The sequence below is a fragment of the Streptomyces sp. HNM0645 genome, from assembly GCF_030056615.1.
GTDB lineage: Bacteria > Actinomycetota > Actinomycetes > Streptomycetales > Streptomycetaceae > Streptomyces > Streptomyces marianii.
In genome coordinates, this window is the sequence record NZ_JASHLT010000028.1 from 67,913 (window position 1) to 93,296 (window position 25,384).

18 protein-coding genes are annotated in these 25,384 nt (G+C 69.7%); 3 read left to right on the forward strand and 15 right to left on the reverse strand.

The features are described from left to right. Positions 1-84 precede the first annotated feature (84 nt). Both QMZ92_RS20710 and fxlM read left to right on the forward strand, forming a co-directional pair. Positions 85-750 carry a hypothetical protein gene (locus tag QMZ92_RS20710; RefSeq protein WP_283298872.1) on the forward strand — a complete coding sequence of 222 codons (666 nt, stop codon included), beginning with the start codon at positions 85-87 and terminating at the stop codon, positions 748-750. Between the two features lie 204 nt (positions 751-954). Next, entirely contained in the window at positions 955-2,190 is a 1,236-nt protein-coding gene (gene fxlM / locus QMZ92_RS20715; protein ID WP_283298873.1) for a methyltransferase, FxLD system, read from the forward strand. A gap of 756 nt (positions 2,191-2,946) precedes the next feature. On the opposite strand, the gene QMZ92_RS20720 is transcribed toward fxlM, so the two are convergent. From QMZ92_RS20720 to QMZ92_RS20745, 6 genes are read right to left on the reverse strand one after another with little or no spacing between them, the layout of a single operon-like run. After that, on the reverse strand, positions 2,947-4,269 hold the full coding sequence (locus tag QMZ92_RS20720; RefSeq protein ID WP_283298874.1) for an ATP-grasp domain-containing protein: 1,323 nt from the start codon (positions 4,267-4,269) through the stop codon (positions 2,947-2,949). Then, complete coding sequence (locus QMZ92_RS20725; RefSeq protein WP_283298875.1) at positions 4,262-5,872, reverse strand: condensation domain-containing protein; 1,611 nt, start codon at positions 5,870-5,872, stop codon at positions 4,262-4,264. The genes QMZ92_RS20720 and QMZ92_RS20725 overlap by 8 nt, the downstream gene beginning before the upstream one ends. Further along, the gene (locus QMZ92_RS20730) at positions 5,862-6,626 is read right to left on the reverse strand and encodes a thioesterase II family protein (protein ID WP_283298876.1); all 765 of its coding nucleotides are present in this window, start codon (positions 6,624-6,626) and stop codon (positions 5,862-5,864) included. Before QMZ92_RS20730 ends, QMZ92_RS20725 begins: the two co-directional genes overlap by 11 nt. A gap of 40 nt (positions 6,627-6,666) precedes the next feature. Further along, positions 6,667-7,311: an FMN-binding negative transcriptional regulator gene (locus QMZ92_RS20735; protein WP_283298877.1), complete on the reverse strand. Its 645-nt coding sequence runs from the start codon at positions 7,309-7,311 to the stop codon at positions 6,667-6,669. 22 nt (positions 7,312-7,333) lie between these two features. Further along, positions 7,334-8,686, reverse strand: a complete 1,353-nt coding sequence (locus QMZ92_RS20740; RefSeq protein ID WP_283298878.1) for a lysine N(6)-hydroxylase/L-ornithine N(5)-oxygenase family protein — start codon at positions 8,684-8,686, stop codon at positions 7,334-7,336. 47 nt (positions 8,687-8,733) lie between these two features. Beyond that, positions 8,734-10,224, reverse strand: a complete 1,491-nt coding sequence (locus QMZ92_RS20745) for a condensation domain-containing protein (RefSeq protein ID WP_283298879.1) — start codon at positions 10,222-10,224, stop codon at positions 8,734-8,736. 158 nt (positions 10,225-10,382) lie between these two features. On the opposite strand from QMZ92_RS20745, the gene QMZ92_RS20750 reads away from it, so the two are divergent. After that, positions 10,383-10,586: an MbtH family protein gene (locus QMZ92_RS20750; protein ID WP_283298881.1), complete on the forward strand. Its 204-nt coding sequence runs from the start codon at positions 10,383-10,385 to the stop codon at positions 10,584-10,586. A gap of 68 nt (positions 10,587-10,654) precedes the next feature. On the opposite strand, the gene QMZ92_RS20755 is transcribed toward QMZ92_RS20750, so the two are convergent. From QMZ92_RS20755 to QMZ92_RS20795, 9 genes are read right to left on the reverse strand one after another with little or no spacing between them, the layout of a single operon-like run. Beyond that, complete coding sequence (locus QMZ92_RS20755) at positions 10,655-13,882, reverse strand: non-ribosomal peptide synthetase (RefSeq protein WP_283298883.1); 3,228 nt, start codon at positions 13,880-13,882, stop codon at positions 10,655-10,657. Then, the gene (locus tag QMZ92_RS20760; protein WP_283298885.1) at positions 13,879-15,699 is read right to left on the reverse strand and encodes a non-ribosomal peptide synthetase; all 1,821 of its coding nucleotides are present in this window, start codon (positions 15,697-15,699) and stop codon (positions 13,879-13,881) included. The genes QMZ92_RS20755 and QMZ92_RS20760 overlap by 4 nt, the downstream gene beginning before the upstream one ends. Positions 15,700-15,737: 38 nt before the next feature. Next, positions 15,738-16,952 carry a cytochrome P450 family protein gene (locus QMZ92_RS20765; RefSeq protein ID WP_283298886.1) on the reverse strand — a complete coding sequence of 405 codons (1,215 nt, stop codon included), beginning with the start codon at positions 16,950-16,952 and terminating at the stop codon, positions 15,738-15,740. Between the two features lie 29 nt (positions 16,953-16,981). After that, positions 16,982-17,755 (reverse strand): thioesterase II family protein, encoded by a 774-nt coding sequence (locus tag QMZ92_RS20770; RefSeq protein ID WP_283298887.1) that lies wholly within the window; start codon positions 17,753-17,755, stop codon positions 16,982-16,984. Further along, positions 17,752-19,044: a cytochrome P450 gene (locus QMZ92_RS20775; protein ID WP_283298888.1), complete on the reverse strand. Its 1,293-nt coding sequence runs from the start codon at positions 19,042-19,044 to the stop codon at positions 17,752-17,754. The genes QMZ92_RS20770 and QMZ92_RS20775 overlap by 4 nt, the downstream gene beginning before the upstream one ends. After that, a complete protein-coding gene (locus QMZ92_RS20780; protein WP_283298890.1) occupies positions 19,041-20,861 on the reverse strand; it encodes a non-ribosomal peptide synthetase in 1,821 nt (606 codons plus the stop codon). The genes QMZ92_RS20775 and QMZ92_RS20780 overlap by 4 nt, the downstream gene beginning before the upstream one ends. Further along, on the reverse strand, positions 20,858-21,619 hold the full coding sequence (locus QMZ92_RS20785; RefSeq protein WP_283298891.1) for a hypothetical protein: 762 nt from the start codon (positions 21,617-21,619) through the stop codon (positions 20,858-20,860). Before QMZ92_RS20785 ends, QMZ92_RS20780 begins: the two co-directional genes overlap by 4 nt. Then, a complete protein-coding gene (locus QMZ92_RS20790) occupies positions 21,612-23,435 on the reverse strand; it encodes a non-ribosomal peptide synthetase (protein WP_283298892.1) in 1,824 nt (607 codons plus the stop codon). Before QMZ92_RS20790 ends, QMZ92_RS20785 begins: the two co-directional genes overlap by 8 nt. 43 nt (positions 23,436-23,478) lie before the next feature. After that, positions 23,479-24,771 (reverse strand): MFS transporter, encoded by a 1,293-nt coding sequence (locus tag QMZ92_RS20795; protein ID WP_283298893.1) that lies wholly within the window; start codon positions 24,769-24,771, stop codon positions 23,479-23,481. Positions 24,772-25,384: the final 613 nt, after the last annotated feature.

Below are 25,384 nucleotides of genomic sequence, written 5' to 3' on the forward strand. Positions count from 1 at the left end.
CATAGTCGAGGACACCGGGGAACTCCTCCCCAACGGCCGTATCGTCGCCCCGCGCCGACCCCTCGCCGCGGCGAGGGCAGCTGCGTGAAGCGGACCAGCGCAGCACCGAAGCTCGTCCCGTACATCACCCAGCGAGAGGGCGAGTACGGCGGGCTGGCGTCGGAACTCACGCTCAGCATGGACGCCTTCGGCTCCGTGCGCCTCGCCTACCAGGACGAGACCCCGGCGGATCGCGGGCCGGGCCGAGAGCTCTGGGCGCGGTGCTCCCAGTCGCTCAACGCCGCCGGGAAGCCGACGGGCAAACCGCAATGGCGACTGGTCAACCCGGCTCGGCAGCGGGAGGCGATGGAGCGGCTTCGGTGTCAGGTCGGTCTCTGCCCGGCCGAGACCGACCAGGGCTACCTCTTCCTCGCCGGAGTCACGGAAGACGAGTCCCACCGCGCCGGGGGACCCGTGAGGACGGCCCAGCCGCCGGTGTGCCTGAAGCACTTGCGGCCGGCCCTTGAGCCGTGCCCGCACCTACGAAAGGGGTACCTCGTCTTCCGCGCGCGGACGACGTCGGTCTGGGGTGTCATCGGCTCCCGGTACCGCCTCACGGCCAGCGGTCTGGCGCCACTTCCCGTCGAGGAAGACGACGCTCCTGTGCCCTACGGGCACCCTCAGCTGGGCTGGTTCCTGGCAAGCCAGCTCGTACGCGAACTGCGGGACTACGAGGTCGTCAATCCGAATGATCTCGTGACCGCCGCCTAGACAGCCGCCCGGCCCTCCTGCGCGATCCGAACAGGAGCGCCGGGCGGCCTCCCCCGGCGCCGAGCCATCGCGCGCCATCCAGCCCGGGAATCACCAACCCCTGGTGGTCTGGCCAGAACGGAGAGCCCTCGCCGATAGCCTCCCCGCCCACCGGCACGCGATGCCGGTCTCCCCTCCCCGAACATGAACAACCGAAGGAAGCCCATGACGAACACGACCGTCGAGCCCGACGAGGCGACCCGCCTGCGGAACAAGGTGGTGGACGAGCTGTGCGCGGACGGCAACATCTCCTCCCCGGAGATCGAAGCGGTGATGCGCAAGGTGCCCCGGCACGCGTTCACCCCCGACACCCCGCTGGAGAAGGCGTACGACACGTACGCCGCCGTGATCACCAAGACGGACGAGCACGGCGTGCAGCTCAGCTCCGTCTCCGCCCCGCAGATCCAGGCGATGATGCTGGAGCAGGCCCAGGTGAAGCCGGGCATGCGAGTCCTGGAGATCGGCTCGGGCGGCCTGAACGCGGCCTACCTCGCCGAACTGGTCGGTGAGAACGGCGAAGTCGTCACCGTGGACATCGACCCCGTCGTGACCGACCGCGCGCGCCGGCTCCTGGACGAGCACGGCTACGGCCGGGTCCACGTCATCACCGCCGATGCCGCAGAGCCCATCCCGGACCTCGGCGAGATCGACGTCGTGATGGTGACCGCCGGGGCCTGGGACATCTCCCCGGCCTGGACCGCCCAGCTCAAGCAGGGCGGCCGGCTCGTCGTCCCGCTGCGGATGCGCGGTCTGACCCGGTCGATCGCCTTCACCCAGATCATGGGCGAGCATGGTCGCTACCTGGAGAGCGAGTCGGCCCGGATCTGCGGCTTCGTCCCGATGCAGGGTTCGACCGCTCACCGCGAAGAGCTCCTGCTCGTCAACGGCACCCCGGAGATCGGGCTGAAGTTCGACGACGGCCTTCCGGCCGACCCGCACCGGCTCGACAACGCCGTCACCTTCCCGCGCCACGAGATGTGGACCGGCGTGACCGTCCGGATCCAGGAACTCATCGACACCCTTCAGATGGCGATGGCGATCAGCCTGCCGGGCTTCTGCACGATGGCCGTCGACGAGAACTCCGAGACGAGCCTGGTCGCCCCGGTGAACAAGCGGTTCGCCCTCGCGGCCGTCGACGACGACACCTTCGCCTACCTCGTCACCCGCCGCACCGAGGACAACCGGCACCTGGAGTACGGCGTGCACGCTCTCGGCCCGCACGCGGAGCAGCTCGCCGACAAGGTCGCCGACGTGCTCCGCGACTGGGAGGCCAACCGCCGCGGTGGCCCCAGTCCGGTCATCCGGGTCTATCCGGCTGGCACCCCCGATGACCAGATCCCGGCCGACCGGGTCATCGACAAGGTGCACAGCCGGGTCTCGCTCTCCTGGCCCTCGGCGTAACGCCGGGATCCAGGTAGTCCCGCACCATTGCGACTGACGCCTGTAGTTGACACATAGCGATGATAGTTGCCATCAAGATCAGCAATAGATGAGGGCCGTTTGAGCCGTGACACGTTGGCTGGAACCTGGTCACGCGAGTTGGAACCAGGAGCGGGTGCCGCATCAGGCTGTGTTCACCGCGATCTTGCTGACCGAGTGCGATTGGCGCGGGACGCGTAGTCTCGCGGGATGCATTCCCATCTGAACTTTGAGAACCCTCCCACACCGGCTCGCAAGGTGGTGGTCGAGACGTCGGAGTGGGCTCTGCGTGACCGCTCGCACGAGGCCGAGGCAGCGACTGTCCTGGTCGGGAGCGCATTGAACGACGACAGGGGCTTCGTCGAGCACTGGTGCGTGCAGGTTGGGACACAGGCTGTGCAGGGTAGTCCGCTGCTCGGGCTGGCCGGACTGTGCCCTGGGTCACACCGCTCGACGCTTCGGGCGTCTCAGCAATGAAGCCCTCACCCTGGCGGAGTCGCTGGCGGCGCGTGCCGAGGCGGACCCATCGGACGTGGATGGTCGGGCCCTCGACGGCTATGAGGATGTCTGGAGCTTCTTGCACCTGTGGTGACGCCGGCTGCTGTCGTGGCAGGTCGGGCTGCGTTCGCCCTGCTCACGAGCGCATTGAGGCGCTTGTTGACGGCTGCGTCGGCGTACGGACCTTCTCTCACGTGTACGCCGACAATCGGCGGGATCTTTGCCGTTGTCGAAGTCTGTTCAAGCCTGTTCGGGCTGGTGGATGGAGGCGGCCCACGGCGGATTCCGCAGCGCCGGGTCATCGGCCAGTGCCCGCTGTGGAGACTCGATCCAGCTTGTGGCGCCGTCGGTGAACTCGTAGCGAAGAAGGGGCAAGGCCCGGTCGAGGAGATCGACCATGGTTGGATGGTCAGGCACGTCGCCGGTGAGGAGGTCCATGAAGACACTGCCCACACCACCGGGGAGCTGGTCGCCGGGGCGGATGTAGGACCGGTAGCCGGTGATCCCCTCCAGACACCGGATCTCGTCGCCGCCGGCCAGGGCGCGCAGTTGCCCGGGGCGGACCGGGGCCAGGCCGTTGAACTGGAAGTACACCCGGCCGGTTGGGGCCGGGGCGGGCGGAGGGACAGCGCCGAGGGCGAGCAGCGCGGCCGTCCGGACAAGATCCACTCCGCAGGCGCGGCGGGACAGTTCGTTGAGGTGGCCGCCGAGTCGACCGTTGACCTCGATGATCCGTGGGCCGCCGGGAGTGAGCTTGATCTCCGTGTGGCAGATGCCAGTGGTCACACCGAGAGCGGTGACTGCTCGTACCGCCAGGTCCGACACCGCCGCGTGGTCCTCGTGGGGCAACGCGGCGGGCCAGAACTGTCCGGTCTCCCGGAAGGGCGGGGTCAGCGGGTGCTTGCCGGTCACCGCGAGTACTTGTGCCCCGTCTGGGCCCGTCGCGGTCTCGACGGACACGTAGTCGCCGTAGGGTCCGTTCGGCCGTCCCTGCAGGAGTTCCTCGACCACCCACGTGCCCCCGGGGTCGGCGAAGAGCCGTGACCGCACGCTGTCCGCCTCCGCCCGGTCGCGGACGGCGAAGGTCTCCCGGCTGCCCTGACCGTGTGCCGGCTTCACCACCGCGGGCAGTCCGACGGCCGACAGCGCCCGCTCCCAGGCAGCGGCGTCCGGGACCAGGTGGCACCGCACCGCATCGACTTCGGCGGTGCGCAGCCGCTCCCGCTGCCGGTACTTGTCGGTGAGGACCTCGGCCACCTCTGGCGTGTGGTAGGGCAGACCGAGGGCATGGGCGAGACCAGCCGTGACGCGAAGCAGGTTCTCGGAGAAGGTGAGCACCCCTGCAGGGGCGAGCCGCCGTACGAGTACGGCATCCCGTTCAGGGTTCCCCGTCAGCTGGACCACCCGGCCCAGACGGGTCAGGACCGGCTGCAGCTTGCGCACATGCGGGGAGTCGGGCAGCAGGAAGGCCACCGGGGCCAGTCCTGCCACGCCCACCGCAATCTCGGCCGGGGAGACGGAGCCCACGTCGTACGTCACCGCGAGCGGTGCCGGTTCACCCATCGTGGGACTCCGTCCCGGTTGAGTGCACGTCCCGGGCCGCGGCTCGCAGGCCGCCGACGGCCAGAGCGATGTATTCCTCCACCTGCTCCTCGGTCACCAGGTGTGGGTCGAAGGAAATGAGTAGCCCGCTGCCGAAGCCGGGGTAGTCAAGAGTGAAGTCGCAGGACATCGGGTGGCTTGCCTTGTCCCGGTCCCACCACCCGTCGGCGGAGAGCGCCCCGAGCTCGGAGAGACGGCGGTAGACGTGGAAGTCGGTGAAGTTGAAGGCCACGTCGAATGAGCGCCGCCCCAGGTACTCCTCGATCAGCGCCAGCGGATGACGTTGGTAGGGCGCGGCGGCCACCTCCGCCTCTCGCAGAGTCCGGGCCAGTTCGGCCCAGGTGCCGGAGGTGGACGGCAGGCGCAGCGGGACAGTGTTGAGGAAGAGTCCGACGACCCGGTCGGCGTCCGGCATCTCGGGCCGTCCGTTGACTACCACCCCGGTGACCACATCGGTGGTGCGCCCCGCGATCCGGCCCAGGGCCCAGCAGTGGACCGCGAGCAGCAGGCTCTTCAGCGGGACCCGCGCCTCGGCTGCCCGTGCGCGCAGTTCCGCGAACAGGCCGGGAGGCAGCACCGAGGCGCGCCGCCCGAACGCGTCGGCCGGCCGGCCGTACCGCTCCCGGTCCAGCAGCGGCGGTACATCGCACTGGGCGCGCCAGAACTCGGCAGCTTCGGTGGAGTTGCCAGCGGCCCGCTCCAGCCGGACGAACTCGGCGGCCGCGGCTGCGGGCGGGTCCGGCAGTCCGTGGCCGGTGCCCGTCAGCCGGGCATCGTACAGGGTGAGCAGGTCGACGAGGACGGTGGCGAAGCTCCAGCCGTCCATGATCGCGTGATGGATCGCGACAGTCAGCCGGAATGTGTCGCCCGGCCCCACGGCCACATGGCAGCGAAACAGTGGTGCATGCTCCCAGTCCAGGGTGGTGGAGAGCTGCTTGTCCCGCCAGGCGGATACGGCCGCGTCGGCCTCCGCGACCGTACCCACTCGCTCGGTCTCCAGCGGCTCGACGACATCGCCCCAGAACAGCTGCATCGACTCCGAGTAGCTGCCCAGGTCGAAGGAGCTGCGCAAAGTTGGGTGACGATGCATCAACTCGCGTAGCACCGAACGGAAAAGGTCTTCGTCGTAGGGCCCCGTCACCCGCAGCCCGATCAGGTCGTGGTAGAGGCCCGGGTCCTCGGACATCTCGCACTGGAAGATCAATCCGGTTTGGAGCGCCGACGCGGGCAGCGCGTCCAGCACCCCGGCGGGCATGGCCGCCCGGTCCTCGGGGTCCACCAGGCTGTCGGCGGGTTGCGCACGGGACCCGCTCGCTTCCTCCGGGTCCGTGTCGCCCGTGGCAGCAGAGCGCACATGCTCCGCGAGTTCGTGGACTGACGGGTTCATCAGCAGGTCGATCAGGCGCAGCGGCATGCCCAGCGCCGTAGCCCGCGCGACCACCCGCAGGGCGGTGAGGGAGTCCCCGCCGACCGCGTAGAAATCGTCGTCCGGCCCGATCTGGTCGGAGCCGATCTCCTTTCGGAAGATCGCGAGGAGTGCGTGGATCGCCGGCTCAGGCTCCATGGGCCGTCTTCCTTTCTGTCAGAGATTCGGTGAGGGCCTCCTCCACTGCCGCCAGGACGGCGTCGCGGTGCTGTCGCAGGTAGAAGTGGCCGCCCGGGAACATCCGGATGCGGATCGGCGCGGTGAAGTGGTCCTGCCAGGCGGCCAGCCGGGACTCGGTCACGTCGTCCTCGGTGCCGCCCATGGCGAGTAGGGGTACCGACAAGCGGCCGAACGCCGGAACGTAGTCCTGCAACAGTCGCATGTCGGTACGAATCGTCCCGAGGAAGAGCTCACGCAGTTCGGGGTCATCCAGCAGTCCGGCGGGGGTCCCGCCCATGTCCAGCACGCGCCGCACGAGCCACTCGTCCTCGGACTCGCCTGGCTCGGGGCGTGCCTGATTCACCGGCGGCCGCGCCGAGACGACCAGCAGTGTGGGCAGTGGATACCCGCCGTGGTCGAGCCAGGCGGTTACCTCGGCTGCGATCGCACCGCCCATGCTGTGTCCGAAGAGCACGAAGGGCTGCGGAGCCATGTCGGCTATCAGTGCGCCGATTAGGGAAGCGAGTTCGGGCATACGTTCAATCCCGGGTCTGCCGATCAGCTGCTCGCGCCCCGGCAGCTGGATGGGCTGGACGTCAAGCGTGGTGGAGGCCCTGACCCACTCCCGGTAGGCCGAGGCACCCCCTCCCGCGTGCGGGAGGCAGAACATGGTGGTTCGGGCGCCTGGCAGTCGGTTGTCCCAGAAGGGTAGGAGGGCGCGGGCGGTCTTCATCGGCAGTATCCTTGTCGGCGGATGGTCTGGGGACCTGCGGTTAGCTGTAGTGCCGCATCGCGTCGGCGACATCGCGCGCCGGCCCACTGCCCGAGCAGGCGAATGCTTCGGCCACGCGGTCGCGCGTCTCGTCCGGCTTCTCCTGGCTGAGCTTGAACATCGCGTCGGCCTCCGTGACGTCGAAGCGGAAGGCGCCCACAGCAGGCAGGATCCGCTTGAAGTACGGGACGGACTCGGTCATATCCCAGCCGGTGCCGTGATCGCGTTCGTACGTGCGGACGGTCGCCCGGATCACGTCGAGGGTCTCGCCGGTAGCGGGCAGCGGGGTGATCGTGCCGCGCACGTGCACGGCCACGAAGTTCCATGTGGGGGCGGCGGGGGTGACGTCGTACACGGTGGGGGACACATACGCGCCCGGGCCCCGGAAAACCAGCAGCGCGCGGGGTGCCGAGTACAGGGCCGCCCAGTGTGGGTTGCTCCGGTTCAGATGACCGTGGAAGCGAGTACCCACCAGGCCGGTGTCTCCAGTGCCTTCGGCGAGAGTGGATTCATCCGGGATGACAGGAAGGTGCGTGGCCAGGGGGCCGTCGGGGCCGTTGCTCACCAGGGTAGCCAGCGGATTGCCGCGGATGATGTCGAGCAACCAGGCGGGGTCCTTGGGCCGGTAGAGGTGGGGAACGTACATGGGACTCCTTCTGCGCTCGGGGTTAGTGGGGTGCGGCGAGTCGACGCCTGGCGGCGATCGACTCTGTGATCTCCCATGCCCGCCCGGAGACGTTCGACAGCAGAGAGGCGGAGAGGCCGTGGGTGTGCTCCGTACCGCCCTGGACATAGATGCCGGCCCGTACCCGGGGTTCGGTCTCCACTCGGTGGTCGCGAGCGACGCGCAGGGTGCCGGAGCTGGTCCGCTTGCACAGGTCGGCAACCGGCCCTAGGGCGGCCGCGGCGTCCATTGGGTCGTAGCCGGTCGCGAAAACCGCCACGTCCACGGCGAGTTCCTCGGCACGGTCCGCCATCGCCCGGGTGATGTGCACCAGTACGCCGTCCCGGGTCTCGGACGCGTCCGTGACGCGGCTCATCGGGAGCATCCTCAGACGGCGCCGGCCGCGCACTGACTCGCGGTACATGCGCCGGTACAGGTCATTGATCAGTTCCAGGTCCACGACCGCGTAGTTGGTGTTGGCGTGGTAGGCGTAGAACTTGTCCTTCACGGCGGGCGGGGAGCTGTAGAAGTCGTCCACCGCGTCCGGGTCGAAGACCTGGTTGGCGAACGGTGAGTCGTCCGCAGGGCTGTAGCCGTACTGCGGGATCACGCCCGTGACCTCGGCCCCGGGGAAGGCGGAGTGCACATGGGCGACGACTTCGGCCGCGCTTTGCCCGGCACCCACCACTGCGAAGCGCCTGGGCTCCCGACCGTCCAGATCGGCGAGCCGGTACAGCAACTCGGAGCTGTGCCAGATCCGGTCCGAAGCGGTGATGCCCGCGGGCATCCGCGGGACCAGGCCGGTCGCCACCACGAGGTTACGGGTCCGCAGGGTGGTGGTGCGGCCGGTGGCCACCTCGCGAGCGGTCACATCGAAGGCGCGGACCTCGTCGCCGTCCTGGACCGGTGTGGCATGGACCACTTCGGTGCCGTACTTCACCAGGCCGGAGAACTTGGCGGCGGCCCACTCCAGGTAGTCGTGGTACTCGAGCCGGGTGGGGAAGAATTCCTTCTGGTTGACGAAGGAGACCAGCCGCCCTCGCTGGTGCAGATAGCTCAGGAAGCCGTATGGGCTGATCGGGTTCCGTAGGGTCGCGAGGTCCTTCAGGAAGCTCACCTGCATGGTGGCGTCTTCAATGAGCATTCCCGGGTGCCAGCCGAAGCGCGGCCGGCGTTCGAGGAAGGCCGCCTTCGCGTCCTCCCACGGATGTTCGCGCAGTGCGACGGCGAGGGCGAGGTTGGCCGGGCCGAAGCCGACGCCCAGGACGTCGTACGGCGCCTCGTCGGATGCGTCTTGCCCGCCCGGCCCTTCCGTATCCGTATGCCCTACTCTCTGCACCGCTTCCGCAGCTCCCACCACTGTCTCCGTTCCAGCCTTGGTCGATGTCCGTACCGCCCGGCGTGTCACCCTTTGCCGACGCTCCAGTCGCTCAGCAGAGTCGACTGTTGGCGCGCAGAGAAGATCGGCACGCGCGACAGCCGCAGCCCGGGGTCGGCGGCCACCGCCGCCAGGAAGTTCGTGTAGTGCTCGCAGAACGCGTCCGCCGTCGCCGCCTCGAACAGGTCCTGCGCGTACAGCAGCCGTCCCGTGACCGTCCCGTCGGCCCGCTCGCCCAGGTGCATCTCGGCGTCGAACCGGGTCCGCACCCGCCCCTCAGCGAAGTACTCGGCGCTCACTCCAGGTAGGCCGAGGAGATCCGCCGCGGTGCCAGTGTCGCCTGCGTCCAGATCGAACCAGACCTGGATGAGCGGATTGCGGCTCAGGTCGCGGAGGGGCGACAACTCCCGCACGATCCGGTCGAACGGCACATTCTGGTGCGCGTGCGCCGCCAGCAGCGCCTCCCGCGCCCGATCCACCATGGTGGCGAACGCCGGGTCGTCACCGAGCCGGACGCCGATCGGCAGGGAGTTGGCGAAGAACCCTATGAGCCCCTCGTACGCCACCTTCATCCGGCCGTTGACCGGGCAGCCGACCGCGAGGTCGGTTACCCCGGTGTAGCGCGACAGCAGTCCCTGGAAGGCGGCCAGGCAGGTCATGAAGAGGGAGGCACCGCGCTCGGCAGATAGCGCCCGCAGTCGGTCCGCCGTCTCCGCGTCGATGGCGATCGCCGCCTCACCCGCCCGGTACGTCGGTTCCTTCGGCCGCTCGTGATCGGCGGGCAGCTCCAGTACGGGCGCCACACGGCCCAGGGTTTCCCGCCAGAAGCGGAGCTCCCGCTCGTACGCCGCGGTGCCGGCCAGCCCGCTCTGCCAGATGGCGAAGTCCGCGTACTGGGCTTCGGGCGGAGGCAGTTCGAGTGTCCCAGCACCGGACTCGGCCCGGTAGGCCGCAGAGAGTTCACCGGCCAGGATCGCCAGGGACTCCCGGTCGAAGGCGATATGGTGCACCACGATGCCGAGCACGTGGTCGTCCGGCCCCAGCCGGGCCAGCCATACCCGCAGCGGGCCCTCCGTGTCGAGCAGGAACCGGTGGTCGGCTTCCTCACCGGCGAGCCTCAGGGCCGCGGCGACCGGGTCGGGCGCCGAGCCGAGGTCGCGCCGTGCCACCGGCGTTCGCCCACGGGCGTCGGCATCGGCGTCCAGCACACGCTGGAACGGCTCGCCCTGCTCGTCGGCCGGGTAGCAGGTGCGCAGCACCTCGTGCCGCCGCACCACGAGATGGACAGCGCGTTCCAGCGCCTCGGTGTCCAGCGGGCCGCGCAGCCGGTACGCGGTCGGCACGTTGTAGGCCAGGCTGCCGTGGGTGAGCTGGTGGATGAACCACAGTCGGCGCTGGGCCGGTGCGAGCGGCGGACGCTCGGGGCGTGGGGCCCGCGCCTCCCGGATGGGCGCCGACAAGCCGGCCAGCCGCCGCTCCATGAGCACACGGGCGGCGTCAGAAAGATTGCCCGTCACATTCTGCTCCAGTTTTGATCGACGATTTGGCAAGGTGGACGGTACTCTGCCCGAACAAGTAACACAAGGATATTTATACCCCTCGACAATTGATCGTCCGTCTGACTAGACTGCACCGCCGGTAAGTGCCCTGTACGACTTGTTCTGGAGGTTCCTGCATGACCGACGACCGCGTCTATCAGGTTGTTGTTAATCACGAGGAGCAGTACTCGATCTGGGACTCCGAGATGCACATCCCGGCAGGTTGGAGTCCTGTTGGAGTCTCCGGAAGCAGGGAGGAATGCCTCGCTTACATTGACCGGACCTGGACCGATATCACCCCACTGAGCGTGCGGACGAAATATTCTCAGACTGCCTCCTGAGGTAATTTTCGAGGCACCCTGGAGACCGCTGCGACGCTATGTCGCGGCGGTCTCCTTCTGTGGTCGTGCTAGGGATTCAGGGCTGCACTTATCTCACTATCGGTCATGTTGGAAACTGATTCGAGTACGAGTTCTTCGATTGCGGCGCATTGCTCAGCGACGGTACGGAAATCGAATACCGCACGCACCGGGAAGTCGATCCCGAAGACCTCCCGGACCCGTACCGACAGCCGGGCCGCCGACAGCGAGGTACCGCCCGAGGCGAAGAAGTCGTCCTCGACCCCGGGCGCGTGCCCGGGCAGCACCTCCAGCCACAGACCGTGCACCGCCGACTCGGCAGCGGTCCGTGGTACCACCGTCGCGCGGGCCCTGGCCACCGACGGCGCGGGCAGTGCCCTGCGGTCGATCTTGCCGGTGACTGTCAGCGGCAGGCCGTCCAGATGAACGAAGACGGAGGGCACCAGGTACGAGGGCACCTCCCGGCGTAGCCGGGACCGCAGCTCCGCGTCGCTCGGACCGGGAGATCCGCACACCAAATAGGCCACCAGTACCGGGGCCCCGTCGGCGCCCGCCGCCGCGGTCACCACCGCCTCCCGGACCCCCGGGCAGCGCAGGAGCACGACCTCCACCTCGGCCGGCTCCACCCGATAACCGCTGATCTTCAGCTGCCCGTCAGCCCGGCCCCGGAACTCCAGCGTGCCGTCGGTCAACCACCGCACCAGATCCCCGGTGCGGTACATCCGCGCTCCCGGCTCCGTAGCGAACGGGTCGGGCGCGAACCGCTCGGCGGTCAGCCCGGCCCGGCCCAGGTAGCCGCGCGACACCAGGGCCCCGCCGAGCCAGAGCTCGCCGCGCACTCCGCGGGGCACCAGGTTCAGCCGGTCGTCGAGCACATAGGCCCGCACCCCCGCGATCGGCCGGCCGATGGAGCGGCCCGGCCAGGGCCGCGCGAGTGCATCTGTGGCGGTGGCGACGACAGTGTTCTCGGTCGGACCGTAGTGGTTGAACACCGGGATCCCCGGGGAGTCACCGGCGCGCGGCCGGAACACATCGCCGCCGGTCAGCAGCCGGCGCAGCGGGGTCCGCCGGTCGAGCGGCTCCCGGATCAGCAATTCTGCCAACGCGGTCGGGACGAAGACCATGCCAGTACCCGAGTCAACCAGCCGGTCGAGCAGGCGGGACGGCGTGCGCACCTCGTCCGCCGAGCACACCTCCAGCCGCGAACCGCTCGCCAAGGCCGGCCAAATCTCCCAGGCCGCAGCATCGAAGGAGACACCGGCCGTCTGCGCCGTGGCCACTCCCGCGGCCACCGGGTACCGGTCCAGATGCCAGTCAAGGAGTCGGGTGAAGGTCCGGTGGGTGACGCCGACGCCCTTTGGAAGCCCGGTCGAGCCGGAGGTGTAAACGACGTACAGAAGCCGATCGGGATCGAGTGCCGCGGCCGGGTCCTCGACAACGTGCTCGGCCGTCGATTCCGCCGCCCCGTCATCAGGGAAATCCGCGTCCAGGAGTTCGTCGACGCGAACCAGGCGGTCCCCGATCACCCCCGTCAGCCTCTCGGCACCGGCGTCCCCGAGCACCGCCGTCGCGCCGGAATCGCGCAGCAGATACGCGACCCGCTCGGCCGGATGCTCTGGATCCACCGGCAAGTAGGCCGCCCCCGACCGTACTACGCCCACCAGGGCGCAGACCAGCTCGGGCCCGCGCGGCAGACAGACCGCGACCACCCGTTCGGGCCCGGCCCCGCGCTCCCGTACCACCCGGGCGATCCGCCGTGACTGCTGGTCGAGCTGACGGTAGGTCAGCCGACGTCCGCCGTGGCTGACGGCCACCTCGTCCGGGATCCTGGCAACTGTCCGGTCCACATACTCGCCCACCGTCGCCGGACCGCGCCGCACAGCAGGTCCGGTGCCCAAGTCCAGCAGCTGCGCGCGCTCGGCCCCGTCCCCGGTGAGCGGGATCGAGTCCAGCGGCCGGCCCGGCTCCGCGGCCGCCGCGGCGAGCAGCGCGGCATAATGCCCGGCCAACCGCTCGGCCGTCTCCGCGCCGAACAGGTCCGCCGAGTACAGCAGCCGCCCCGCCAGCTCCGTCCCGGAGGGCCGCAGATGGAGTTCGGTGTCGAAGCGGGTGGTGGTCTCTGCGACCGGGACTGGCCGGACCCGGACACCGGGCAGGATCAGCGCCGGCCGGTCCAGTTCCGGATCCGCCAGGTCGAACCAGTGCTGGAACAGCGGATTGCGGTTGGCCTCGCGGGTCACGCCGAGCCCGTCCACGAGCTGGTCCAGCGGCAGTTCCTGATGGTCCAGCGCCTCCAGCACTCGGTCCCTGGCCTGCTGGGTCAGGTCGTCGAGTGACGGTGACCCGCCGAGCTCCCCACGCAGCGGCACGGAGTGCGTGAAGAACCCTATGACCTGCTCCACCGCTGGGTCCTCGCGGCCCGCGAACGGCACCCCCACCAGTACGTCCCGGACATCGGCGTACCGGCCCAGCAGATGCTGGTAGGCAGCAAGTCCGACACAGAACAGGGTGGTCCGGTGCGCTTCCGCGACTCGGTATAGGGCGGAGGTGACCTCCTCGGGGATCCGGAAGTCCACCCGCCCCGCTCGAGGGCCGGGCCGGGCCGGGCGTGGACGGTCCGACGGCAATTCCAGCACGTGCGGTGCGCTGTCCAGCGCGCTCCGCCAATGGGCCAGCAGCCGCTCCCGCTCGGCGGCCGTGAGCGAGGCCCGCTGCCGGGCGGCGTGGGCGGCGTAATCCGGCCCGGGCGGAAGCGCCGGTGCCGGGCGCCCACCCGCCAGCGCCCGGTACTGCGCCGAGAGCTCCCGCTCGAAGACGCCCCGGGAGACCCCGTCAAAGGCGATGTGGTGCACCTGGACGTGAAAGAGGAAGCGACCCTCGCCCAGCCGGAACAGCGAGGCTCGCAGCCACGGTGCCACCCTCAGGTCCATGGGCGTGTTCAGCATCGTCCGTATGGCGTCCTCGGCGGCCCGCTCCGGCTCCAGCTCACCGCTCAGGTCGGTACGCTCCAGCCGCACCGTCGTGGCGGCCTCGGTCACGGGAACTGGTCGCCCTCCGGTGGCGTCGATCCGTGACCGGAGCACCGGATGCCGCTCTGCTACCGCCCGCAGCGCGCGCTCCAGCAGGTCCGCGTCCACCGGGCCGTCCAGTCGGCGGCTGAACGGTGTCAGATAGCCGGACTCGCCGGGGGAGAGCTGGTCCAGGAACCAGAGTCGCTCCTGAGCGAAGGACAGCACGGGCTGCCCGGCCGGCTCGCTGGCCGCCGTCCGCGTGGTCATCCGCGCTCCTCGCGCAGCCGACGTACTTCCTCCGCCAGTGCCGCGGCGGTCGGCCGCTCGAAGACCGCCCGCAGCGGGAGCTGCACCCCGAGCGCGGCGCGCAGCCGGTGCACCACCTGGGTGACCAGCAACGAATGCCCGCCCAACCGGAAGAAGTCGTCGGTGGCCCCGATCCGGTCCCGGCCCAGGGCCTGGGCCAGCACCTCCGCGGCGGTCCGTTCGGTCTCGTCGCGCGGCGCGATCCACTGCGGCCCGCCGCCGTCCGGGAGCGGCAGTGCCTTGCGGTCCACCTTTCCGGTGCCAGTCAGCGGGAATTCCGGGAGGAAGACGTAGCTGCTCGGCACCATCGGCGCGGGCAGCCGCAGCCCGAGGTACTCCCGCAGCTCGTCCAGGGCCGGTGGTTCGTCCACGGCGATCAGATACGCCGCCAGGTAGGCGTCCTGGCCCTCACCGATCCGGAGCACGACGGCCCGCTCCACATCCGCTCGCTCGCGCAGCAGGGCCTCGATCTCTCCCGGCTCGATGCGGTAGCCGTGCAGCTTGATCTGGAAGTCGGCCCGGCCCAGGTACTCCAGCACCCCACCGGTCCGCCATCGCCCCAGGTCCCCGGTGCGGTACATCCGGGCGCCGGGCACCCCTGCGTATGGGTCGGGCAGGAACGCGGCGGCCGTCAGGCCCGGCCGACCCGCGTAGCCCCGGGCCGGCGGCCCTCCGCCGACATAGATCTCCCCTTGCACGTTCGGAGGCACGGGCGAGAGGTTCGCGTCGAGTACATAGATCCGCGCGGCGGACATGGGCCGTCCCGTCAGCGGGTGGTCGGGCCACTCGGCGGCTGGCGCTGTCAGCCGGGGCGCGGTCACCACGTTCACCTCGGTCGAGCCGTAGTGGTTGTCGAGGAACATCCCGGGGAACTGGTCGCACAGTTCACGGATGGCCGGAGTGATCACTTGCCGGTCGCCGGTGGTGATCAACTCTCGGAGAGTGGCCACCTGGTCGGGTGCGGTCCTGCTGTACCGGGCGAGCTCGTCCAGCGCGACCACCGGCAGCAGGACCTTGGTCACGGCGTGCCGTTCGATCAGGCCGGCCAGGGCTGCTATGTCGTAGCGCTCCAGCTCGGTGGCGATCACCGCACAACCGCCCAGCCACCAGGTGGACATGAGCTCCAGGAAGGCGACGTCGGCGGTGACGGGGAAGTACTGCAGGGCCACCGGGCGCTCGGCGTACTGCTCCCGGCACCAGTCGAGCAGGGTGATCTGTGGCCCGCTCTGCATGGCGATGCCCTTGGGCCGCCCGGTGGATCCGGAGGTGTAGATGACGTACAGCAGCCGGTCGGCCTCGCCCGCCGGTCCGGCGTCGTCCAGACTGCCCGGGTCCGCGGCGGCTAGCGCCGGGCGCCCGCCGTCCAGCTCGTACACCAGGGCCTGTCCCCAGCCTTCGGCGTCCAGACCGGCCGACACCGACCGGTCCGTCACCACCAGCTGTGCCCCCGCGTCGGCCAACACCGACCGGGACCGCTCTGCCGGGTGCGCGGGGTCCAGCGGCAGGTATGCCGCGCCCGCCTTGACCACACCCAGCACCGCGACGGCCAGGCCGGTCCCGCGCTGGACGCACAGCCCGACCACGGTCTCGGGCCCGGCCCCCAGCGCCCGGAGGTCACGTGCCAGCGACTCGGCCGCCTCGTCCAGCTCCCGGTAGCTGAGCGCTGTGCCACCAGAGATGACGGCGGGCTCGTCCGGGGCCTTGGCGACCCAGACGTCGAAGCCCTCCAGGACCGTACGGGCCGTCCGGCCCGGGGCCGCCTGATGCTCTCCTGCCATGGCGCACTCCAGATCTTCGTCTTGTCGTTGTCGGGGGCTCAGCGAGCCGCGGTAGTGGGCAGCAGCACCGGCAGTGCACGCGGTCCACGCAGCATGGGCCCGTACGTCCACACCACGTCGTCGAAGGGAACGGCCAGCTCGATCCCGTCGAGTCGGCGGAAGAGGATGTCGAGGGCGATCTCACCTTCCAGCCGGGCCAGATGAGCGCCCAGGCACAGGTGTGCCCCGTGGCCGAAGCCGAGGTGGCCCGGGCCCTTACGGTCTGCGCGAAAGACGTCCGGGTCAGCGAACCGGGCCGGGTCACGGTTGGCTGCGGCCAGCGACACCAGCAGCGCGTCCCCCTTGCCGATCCGCACTCCGCCGAGGTCCATCTCCTCCTTGGCGTAGCGGTACACCGTGGACTGGACCGGGGCGTCGTAGCGCAGCAGCTCGTTCACGGCGGACTGCCAACTGATCCTCCCCGCTCGGATCGCCGCCAGCTGGTCCGGGTACTGGAGCAATCGGTAGACCGCCGTACCCAGGAATTGAACGGTCGTCACATGTCCGGCGCCCAGCACCGACAGGATCATCGCCGCGAGCTCGTTGTCGTTGCGCAGCTCTCCTGACTCCAGCCCCCGGACCAGATGGGTGCCGACGTCGGGACCCGGATGAGTCCGCTTGTACGCGGCCAGTCTCGCCGTGTACTCCAGCAGCTGGGCCAGCTTGTCCACGTCCAGCGGGTCGGTCAGGCCCGCGTGGTAGAAGAGGTCCAGACAGTGCGCCGGGGACTCGCGCTGTTCCGGTGGGATCCCCAGCACCTCGTGGATGATCGCCACCGGGACCGGCAGCGAGAAGCGCTGGACGAGGTCGCAGCTGTCCAGGCCGACCATGGTGTCGAGGGCCTCATGGGTGACGCGGGCCATCATCTCCCGCATCCGCTCGACCGCGCCCGCGCTGAACGCGCCCGCCACCAGCCGCCGCAGCCGGGCGTGTTCGGGCCGGTCCAGGTCGAGCAGCCCGCGCGCCGGATCCCATTGGCCGCTGCCGAAGGCGGCCGGGGAGCCCGCCGAGTTGCGGTCGTCGTTGCTGAGCCGCGGGTCCGTCAGGCAGGCGCGGGCGAGCTCGTACGTGGTGACCAGCCAGGTGGCACCCTCACGGTGTGGGGTGTACACCTCGCTGACCGGGGCGTGCTCGCGTAGCCAGGCGTAGTTGGCGTAGGGATCGGGGTCGCCGGCCTCCTTGAGCGAGCCGGACACATAGGGGTCGGAAGCCACGGGTTCCTCTCTTCTGGTCCTCTCGGTGTTCAGTGGGATGCCGCCGCGGCAACCGCACCGGACATGCCTTCGGCGAGCTCGTCGACCAGCGGGCCGGGGGCGCGCAGGAATGCGTGGTGGTCTCCCGGCAGCACCTTCCGCTCGCACTGCCCGGCCGGGGCACACGCCACCCAGCCGGTCATGCGCTCTGGTTCGACCTCCTGGTCGTCGCGCCAGCCGAGCAGACGGATTCGGGTGGGCAGGACGACCGGCTCGGGGGTCCGGTACGCGCGGTTCGCCGCGAGGTCCGCCATCATGACGCGCAGGCCCAGGTCGATCAGATCCGGCACCGGCTCCGAGCCCATGAGCCTGGTGAGGCGCTCCAGTTCGATCCGCAGCTCCGTCTCGTCCATCGTGAGGTAGCGACCGTAGGGGCCCTCGTGCGGGGCCACCTGGGAGGAAACGAAGAGCAGATCGGGGACCGCCATGCCGAGTTCGGCCAGCCGGTGGGCCGTCGCGAAGGCCGCGAGAGCACCTCCACAGTGGCCGAAGAAGCCGAATGGCCGGTCAAGGTGGGGCAGCAGCGCGTGGGCAAGCTCATCGGCCAGCGCCTCGTAGGTGTCGAAGTGCTCCTCCCTCACCCGATTCTCGCGGCCCGGCAACTGGATGCGGCAGATCTCGGCCGGCCCCACCCGATCGGGCCACCTGTTGTACATCGACGCGCCGACCCCGGAGTACGGGAAGCAGAACAGCCGGGCCCGGGCGTCCGCGCTGGGGGTGCGCAGCAGCCATCTCTTCTTCTGCGGTTTCTGCCGCGGGGTCATGCGAATACCTCCGGACGGGGCAGCCGAGCGTGGGCGGCCAGGGATTCGCCCGCGCCGTCGCGCAGGACGGCCGTCACGGGCAGGGAGCTGATCCCCGCCACGAAGTTGGACTTCAGATGGCGGACCGGACCGGCGGGCCGGAACTCGGCCACATGCCGGACGATCTCCTCGAACATCACGCGCAGGGCGATGCGGGCCAGCGGTGCCCCGATGCAGTAGTGCGGGCCGAAGCCGAAGGCCACATGCCGGTTCGGGCTGCGGTCGACGGCGAAGCGATACGGGTCAGGGAAGACCGAGGCGTCCCGGTTCGCCGAACCCAGCCAGGCCACCACGGCGTCGCCGCGGGCGATCCGTACGCCGTTCTGCTCGGTGTCCTCGACGGCATACCGCATGAAGTGGTTGGCGGGCGAGGACCAGCGCAGCCCCTCCTCCACCGCACTGGTCACCAGCGCCGGTTCGGCCTGCAGCCGGCTGTACTGGTCAGGGTGCTCCATCAGGGCCACCACAGTCGCCGTGAGGGCGTGCGGGGTCGTAACGTTCGCCCCCAGCAGCAGGCTGTAGCAGTTGTAGACCAGCTCGTCCTGGCGCAGCGGGCGCCCGTCTGCCTTCATCCGGAGCAGGTAACCCGTGAGGTCGTCGCCGGGCGTGGCCGAGACGGTGCGCACCCGCTGCGCGAAGTACTCGAACAGCTCGTGGTGGGCGGAGAGCAGGGTCGTGTGCCTCCCGCCCTCCTGGAATGCCGGGTCCTCGGGAGCGATCGCCATGGTGGTCAGCCGGGCGAGCCGGGCCCAGTCATCCTCGGGCAGGCCCATCAGCGCCCCGGTGAACGCCATGGGAAAGGCCGTGGCGGCCTGTGCCAGGTCCAGCGTGCCGTCGGCTAGCGGCGCCATCAACCGCAGTACCAGCTCGCGGATGCGCGGTTCCCAGTGCGCGAGGGCGCGGGCCGACAGCACCTTGCCCATCGGCTCGCGCAGCGCGGTGTGCACGGGTGGGTCGCTGGCCGCCATCATCAGGCCGCCGGCCGGGTCCGCAGACCCCAGGATGGACAGCAGCGTGCCGCGCTGCGATGTGTACCGGGTGTGGTCGCGCAGCACATCGTTGACGTCGCGGTACGAGGTCACCGACCAGAAAGACCGGCCGTCGGGCAGGGTCTGCCGGTGGACCGGGGCCCGCTCGCGCAGCGCATGCCAGATGGTGTGCGGGTCACCCGAGGCGTACAGCTCAGGGTCGGCGAGGTCGACGGTGTCCAGCGCGATGTCCCCGGTATGTCCGGGGCGACCGATCCTCATCGGGTCACCTCTTCCAACTCTGCGATCAGGACAGCGAGTTCGGCGACCGTGGGGTTCTCGTAGAAGGACCGGGCGGTGACGAACACGCCCCGGACGTTGTTGATCTCCCCGGTGATCGCGGCGGCAACAAGGGAGTGCCCACCCAGATCGAAGAAGTCGTCGTCCACACCGACCTGGTCGATCTCCAGCAGGTCGCACCAGAGCTGCGCCAGCCACTGCTCCAACTCGCCCTCGGGCAGTCGCAAAGGCACGTCGGTCTCGGGCCTGGTGCGCTCCTCGCGTGCAGCCAGGGCACGCCGGTCGACCTTGCCGGTGGCGCCGAGAGGCAGCTCGTCCAGCTGGACGAAGGTGCCGGGCACCAGATGGGCGGGCAGCCGTTCGGCCAGTGCGCGCCGTATGCCGGGCAGGTGCAGCGGCTGGCCCCCCGTCAGGTACGCTACGAGGGTGCGCTCTCCGGTCGTCCGGGGCCGGGCGACGACCGCACTGTCACCGACGTCGGGAAGCGCGCGCAGCGCCGCCTCCACTTCGCCGGGTTCCACCCTGAACCCGCGGATCTTGACCTGCTCGTCCACGCGTCCGTGGAACTCCAGCACCCCGTCCGCCCGCCGCAGGGCCAGGTCGCCGGTGCGGTACAGGCGGGCACCCGGACTATTCGAGAAGGGATCGGGGACGAACCGCTCGGCGGTGACCGCCGGCCGGCCCAGATAGCCGTGGGCCACACCCATGCCGCCCGCGTACAGCTCCCCCACGGTGCCGTCGGGCACGGTGCGCAACCGCTCGTCGAGCAGATGCACCTCGGTACCGGGGATCGGGCGCCCGATGGGTACCGGGTGGGCCGGCCTCGGAGAGACCGCACCTGTCATGGCGTGGCAGCACGTGAACGTCGTGTTCTCGGTCGGGCCGTAACCGTTCACCAGTGTCATTCCGGGGAAGGCCGCGAGCATCGTATCCACGTGCCGGGCCGAGAGTACGTCGCCACCCGCAAGAAGCCTGCGGACTCCGGCCAGGCGGGGGTCGGGCCGTTCCGCCACCAGGTGGAACAGGCCGGCGGTCAGCCACATTGCGGTGACCCCCTCCGCCTCGACCACTTCGGCGAGCCGTTCCGGAGTCACCTCGCCGGCCGGGAACACCGCCAGCCTCGCGCCGTTCAGCAGTGGCGCCCACAGTTCCAGCGTCGACGCATCGAACGCGGCGGGCGCCAAGTGCAGCACCACGTCCCCGGGCCCGACCGGCAGCACGTCGCTGTCCTGGACCAGGCGCAGTACCGCGCCGTGCGGCACCAGCACGCCTTTGGGCTCTCCGGTGGTGCCCGAGGTGTAGGCGAGGTACGCCGGGTCCCGCTCGCCGCCCGGGGGGATGGTCGGCAGCGCGGGGTCAGTGCCGGCTGGTGGTTCTGCGGCGTCGAGGGAGTCCACGTACACCGGCTTCACCTCGGCGAGCAGTTCCGCGGGGGCCTCCGACCGGGTGACCAGCAATCCGGCACCGGAGTCCCGCAGCAGCGCCGCCGCCCGTACGGCAGGCTCGCTGGGGTCCAGCGCCACGTGGAAGCCGCCGGTCTTCAGCACCGCGAGCAGGGAGACGACCAGCTCCGGTGAGCGCTCCAGTCGGACGCCCACTGGGTGGCCCGGCCCGGCACCGAGGCTGCGGAGCCGGACGGCCAGCGCGTCGGCCGCAGCGTCCAGCTGTTCGTACGTCAGAACGGTGCCCTCGCAGCTGAGTGCCGGGGCCCGGGGGGTCGCACGGGCCTGAACCGTGAATCGGCCGTGCACGGTGGCTCGCCTGTCGTCCCGGCTCATGGAGCCCTGGTACTGGTTCATGCCGTGTCCCTTCCTGGCGAGTTCGAGACGGGGGTGCCGGGGTGGGCGAGCGCGGTCCAGGTTGCGGTCGCGCTCGCCAGCAGTTCCGCCGCGGCGTTGTAGAGGGCGCTGTTCACCCGGAGCAGCCGACCGCTGACGGAGCCGCGCCTGGCCACCACCACGCACGGTTCACCGGCTCGCGGCGCACGCAGTACGACGGCCGTCATCCGGCTCAGCAGTCGGGGACGGGACAGCGGGTCGTCGGTCCAACCGCCGGGGCAGTCGAGCGCACTCCACACGAGGTCGGCCGGGACCGGGGCGCCGTCGGCTGCCTCCTCGACGGCCGGGACCCAGGGGCTGGCCACGGTGCCCGGCATCCCGTCCACCGGCCCTGGGGCCAGCCCCAGGCCGTCCTGGGCGGGCCGGCTGTTCCCGCACACGAAGCAGGTGGGAAACGGGTGACCAGCTCGCCCTGTGAAGCGGGCTGAGGCGTGTCGCGCGGTGGCCGGGTCCACGGCGGGCGGCGGATCGGCAGGCGTACGGCCGAGCGCGACGGTGGCGACCAGCCGGGTGCCGTGCGTCACTGTCGACCGCCGGGTGCCGGGGACGAAGGTCAGCGGCTCGTCCAGCGGGATGGGCTCGGCCAAGGTCACGGTGGCGATCGCGCCCTGGTGCGCGGCCGCGAGAGCGGCGAACCGGCCGGAAACGTACCCGCCGTGCCCGGAGTCCGGCGGCCCGTTGTACCGGGCCGGGATCCGGAGCTCCTGTCTCTCAGCCAACGCCGGCCCGCTTCCGCTCGGCGACCGCCTCGTCCACGACGGCGGCGAATCGCGCCAAGGTTGGTGCGTCGAACACCGTCCGGGCCGGCAGCCGTACGTGGAAACCGCCCCGGACACGGGCGATCAGCCGCATGGCGAGTAGCGACTGTCCGCCCAGCGACATGAAGTCGGAGTCCCGTCCGACGCGTTCGATCCGAAGCAGGTCCTGCCAGATCCGGGCGACTGCACGCTCGGTCTCGGTGCGCGGGGCCTCGTACGCCGTCTCGCCGGGTGCGGTCGGCGGATCCAGGACCGCCTGCCGGGCCAACTCCAGGCGGTCGATCTTGCCGCTGGTCAGTCGGGGCAGCGCCAGATGTCGCCGATAGGCTTCGGGGATGGCGGCGGAGACCAGGCGCTGTGCGAGGAAGCTGCGCAGCGCGGCGTCGTCAGGCGTCTTCTCTTCGGTCACCACGTGGGCAACGAGGCGGACTCCGCCGTGCTGCGGGTCCTCCACCGCCACCACGGCCGCCTGGCCGACCTCGGGGTGCAGCAGCAAAGCGTGTTCGACATCGGAGGGCTCTACGCGCACCCCCCGGATCTTGACCTGGTGGTCCACCCGCCCGAGGAACTCGAGTGCCCCGTCCGGCCCTTCGCGCACGAGGTCGCCGGTCCGATAGAGCCGGCTCCCGGGGGCGCCGTACGGATCGGGGACGAAGCGCGCGGCGGTCGCGGCGGCGGCCCCCGCATATCCCCAGGCTACGCTGACGCCGCCGATCAGGAGCTCACCCGGGGTACCGGCCGGAACCGGAACACCGGCCTCGTCGGTGATCACGGTGTGCACGCCGTCGAGGGGGCGGCCGATCGGCATGGCGTCCAACGCCTCGTCCCCGGGCCCGATCTCGTGAGTGAGGACGTCGATGCAGGTCTCGGTAGGACCGTACTGGTTGAAGATCCGGGCACCCGTCAGATCCAGGACCCGGCGGATCAAGTCTCCGGGCAGCCGTTCGCCCGCGATCAGCAGATAGCGCAGCGACGCCAGGGCAGCGGCCCCGCCTTCGGCCGTGAACTCCCGCAGCAGGGAGGGAACGGAGTGCATCACGGTGACCCGGTGGCGGTCGATCAGGGCCGCCAGTTCCTGCGGGTCGGCCTCGGTGCCTTCGGGGGCCACGAGCAGGGTGGCGCCGAAGCAGAGGGGCGCGAGCACTACCCAGAACGAGCAGTCGAAAACCAGTGATCCCCAGTGGACGACGGTGTCGCCGGAGCCAATGGGGTACAGCGTCTGCCCCCATAAGAAACGATTCTGCAAGGCGCTGTGCGGTACTTGCACCGGCTTCGGCCGTCCCGAGGAGCCGGAGGTGTGCAGGACGTATGCGAGGTCCGTCGGGCACGGACCGGGCGGCACCGCCCGGTCCGTGGCCCGATCCACAGACAGCAGGTCGTCGAGGCGCAGAGCGTCAGGGAAGAGCGCCGCTCCCTCGGCGTCGATGAGGACGGCGGCGGGCGCGAGCCGCGCCACGTTCTCGCGTACGGACATGGCGGCCTGGCGTGCATCGAAAGGCGCCACGGCGGCTCCGGACGCGAGGACGCCGACCAGGGCCAGCACCTGGTCCACGGAACGGACGGAACACAGCGCCACGGTGTCTCCCGGCCCGATGCCTGCGCCGCGCAGGACATGTGCGGCGCGGGATGCCGCCGCGGTCAGTTCCGCGTAGGTGAACCGACGAATTCCGTCGGTCAGGGCCACCGCGTCGTGATGGTGCGCATTCGTCTCGCATATCAGATCCCACACTGTCGCCTTTGAATGGGCACAGCAAAGAGAACTCAGTGCAGTCACCATGACCCCGTTCTGGGAAGCTGCAACGGAAAGGAGAAGGAATGGCTCAGGATTTCGGTGCTTCAGATGTGGTGGACTCGGCAGAGTCTATTGGGTTCGCAGTGGAGCTCTCATCGGGACCGAAATTCAGTGCACGTAGATTTCGTACAGCCGGAACCATTAGCACGGCGGAATTGGCAAGAACCTGCCATCCGACACCGACAGCCAGCACCAGGCCAATGCTGGTGTATTCGGCGAGCGGGCCGGCCAGGGCGAGCCCGATCGGTCCTACCGAATAGGCACCGAAGGTTACGTACGACATCACTCGAGACAGGCTGTCCGCAGGAACATTCTGCTGAATCGTCGTCATCCAAAGGCTGTTGAACACTGCGCTCGACACACCAGCGGCGAGGGCTGCGGCGCACACCGTCCACAGCGGAGCGCGGACCGCGAGGGCCGCCGAGGGCGCCGCCCATAGAAAGGTGATCAGGGTTGTCACGACCAGCGGACGGGACGGCCGTCGGCCGAGCAGGAGCAGGCCGCCCAGCAAGGAACCGCCGCCGAAAGTGCCGACGATCAAGCCCCATGCTTCGGGTCCGCCGTAGAAACGGTCCGCCGAGACGGGACCGAGCACCAAGTAGGGTGCCCACACGATCAGATTGAAAAAGGTGAACTGGAGCGTGACAGTCCACAACCAGGTGTGGGCCGAGAAGGCCCGCCATCCAGCCCGCAGTTCGGTCACCATAGAGCTGCTGCCGAGGCCGGAGGCCTGGCCGTCGACTCGCAGCATGAGCAAGGCCCCGATGCTGGCCAAGTAACCGAGGGCGTTCACCAACAGCACGACGGCCGCTGACGTGAACGCGACTAGCATGCCGGCGAGAGCTGGCCCGGCCACATTCGCGGCCGACTGGGCCATCCCGAGCCAGGAATTAGCCTCCTGCAGCCGGCCCTTCGGAGCGAGTTGGGGGACCAGGCCGTCGAATGAAGGTCGGAACAGGGCCTCGCCGATCCCACCGCAGGCGGCGAGCGCAAGAACCGTCCATAACGGTACAGGCCCGGCCAGGAACAGTACTGCTAGGGCGCCCTGGCTGATGGCGCGGACAGAGTCGGCCACGAGCATCACCAGGCGTCGCGGCAGCCGATCGCCGAGCACACCGCCACCCAGCAGGAAAAGTACCATCGGGACGATACGGGCGGCGAGCACCAGACTCAGGTCGGTGGGCGATCCCCCAGTATGCAGGACAGCGAATGCAAGTGCCACAGACGCCATGGAAGTGCCGAGGTGGGACGTGACGTAGCCGATGAAGAAGACAGAGAAATCACGGGCACGAAAGACTGCGAAACGCTCTCGAGGACCCATCAGCGACCAACCCTTGCTGTCGCAGGAAAGGCCCCCTGTGAAGCAACCGAATGCACTAACACGACAGCCCTTTCGCGCGACAGACGACTCGCTTCCTCGATCGCGGAGAGCCTATGCAGCCCTAACGATCAGCGTCAATCAAATAATCGTGGTCGGCGTGTCGGCGTCTCGACACGGTTGACGCGTTGGCGTGGTGAAATGGGCTAGTTTTTCCGGATCTCCTTGCAAGCCGGGAGGAGCTCCGAAGATTTTCGGCCATAGCGACGGCAGCGCACTCTGCGATTAACCGGCGGACCTGTTGTCCAAATTCTATCTTGCGCTGGCTAAATATCGCCCTGTTGATTCCATGTATGCAAGGCCGGCGGGCTGGCTTGGTGGTTCGGAAACGAAAAGGAACCTTGTCCTACGGAGGTCAAAGTGCCTGGATCGCCCACTGGGTCTCTTTCGTGCGCCTAGCCTCCCCGTTTCGCTTCGAGTGGTTGAGCTGGGGTGATGGCGGAGGATTGGTGCGGTCGGCCCCTGGTCGTTGAGTGGGCATGGCTTGGGCCCGACGCTCGGGTCGGGGTCTCCAACGGGTTCCTCGGTGGTGGGCGGGCAGGGACAGCGCCGCAGG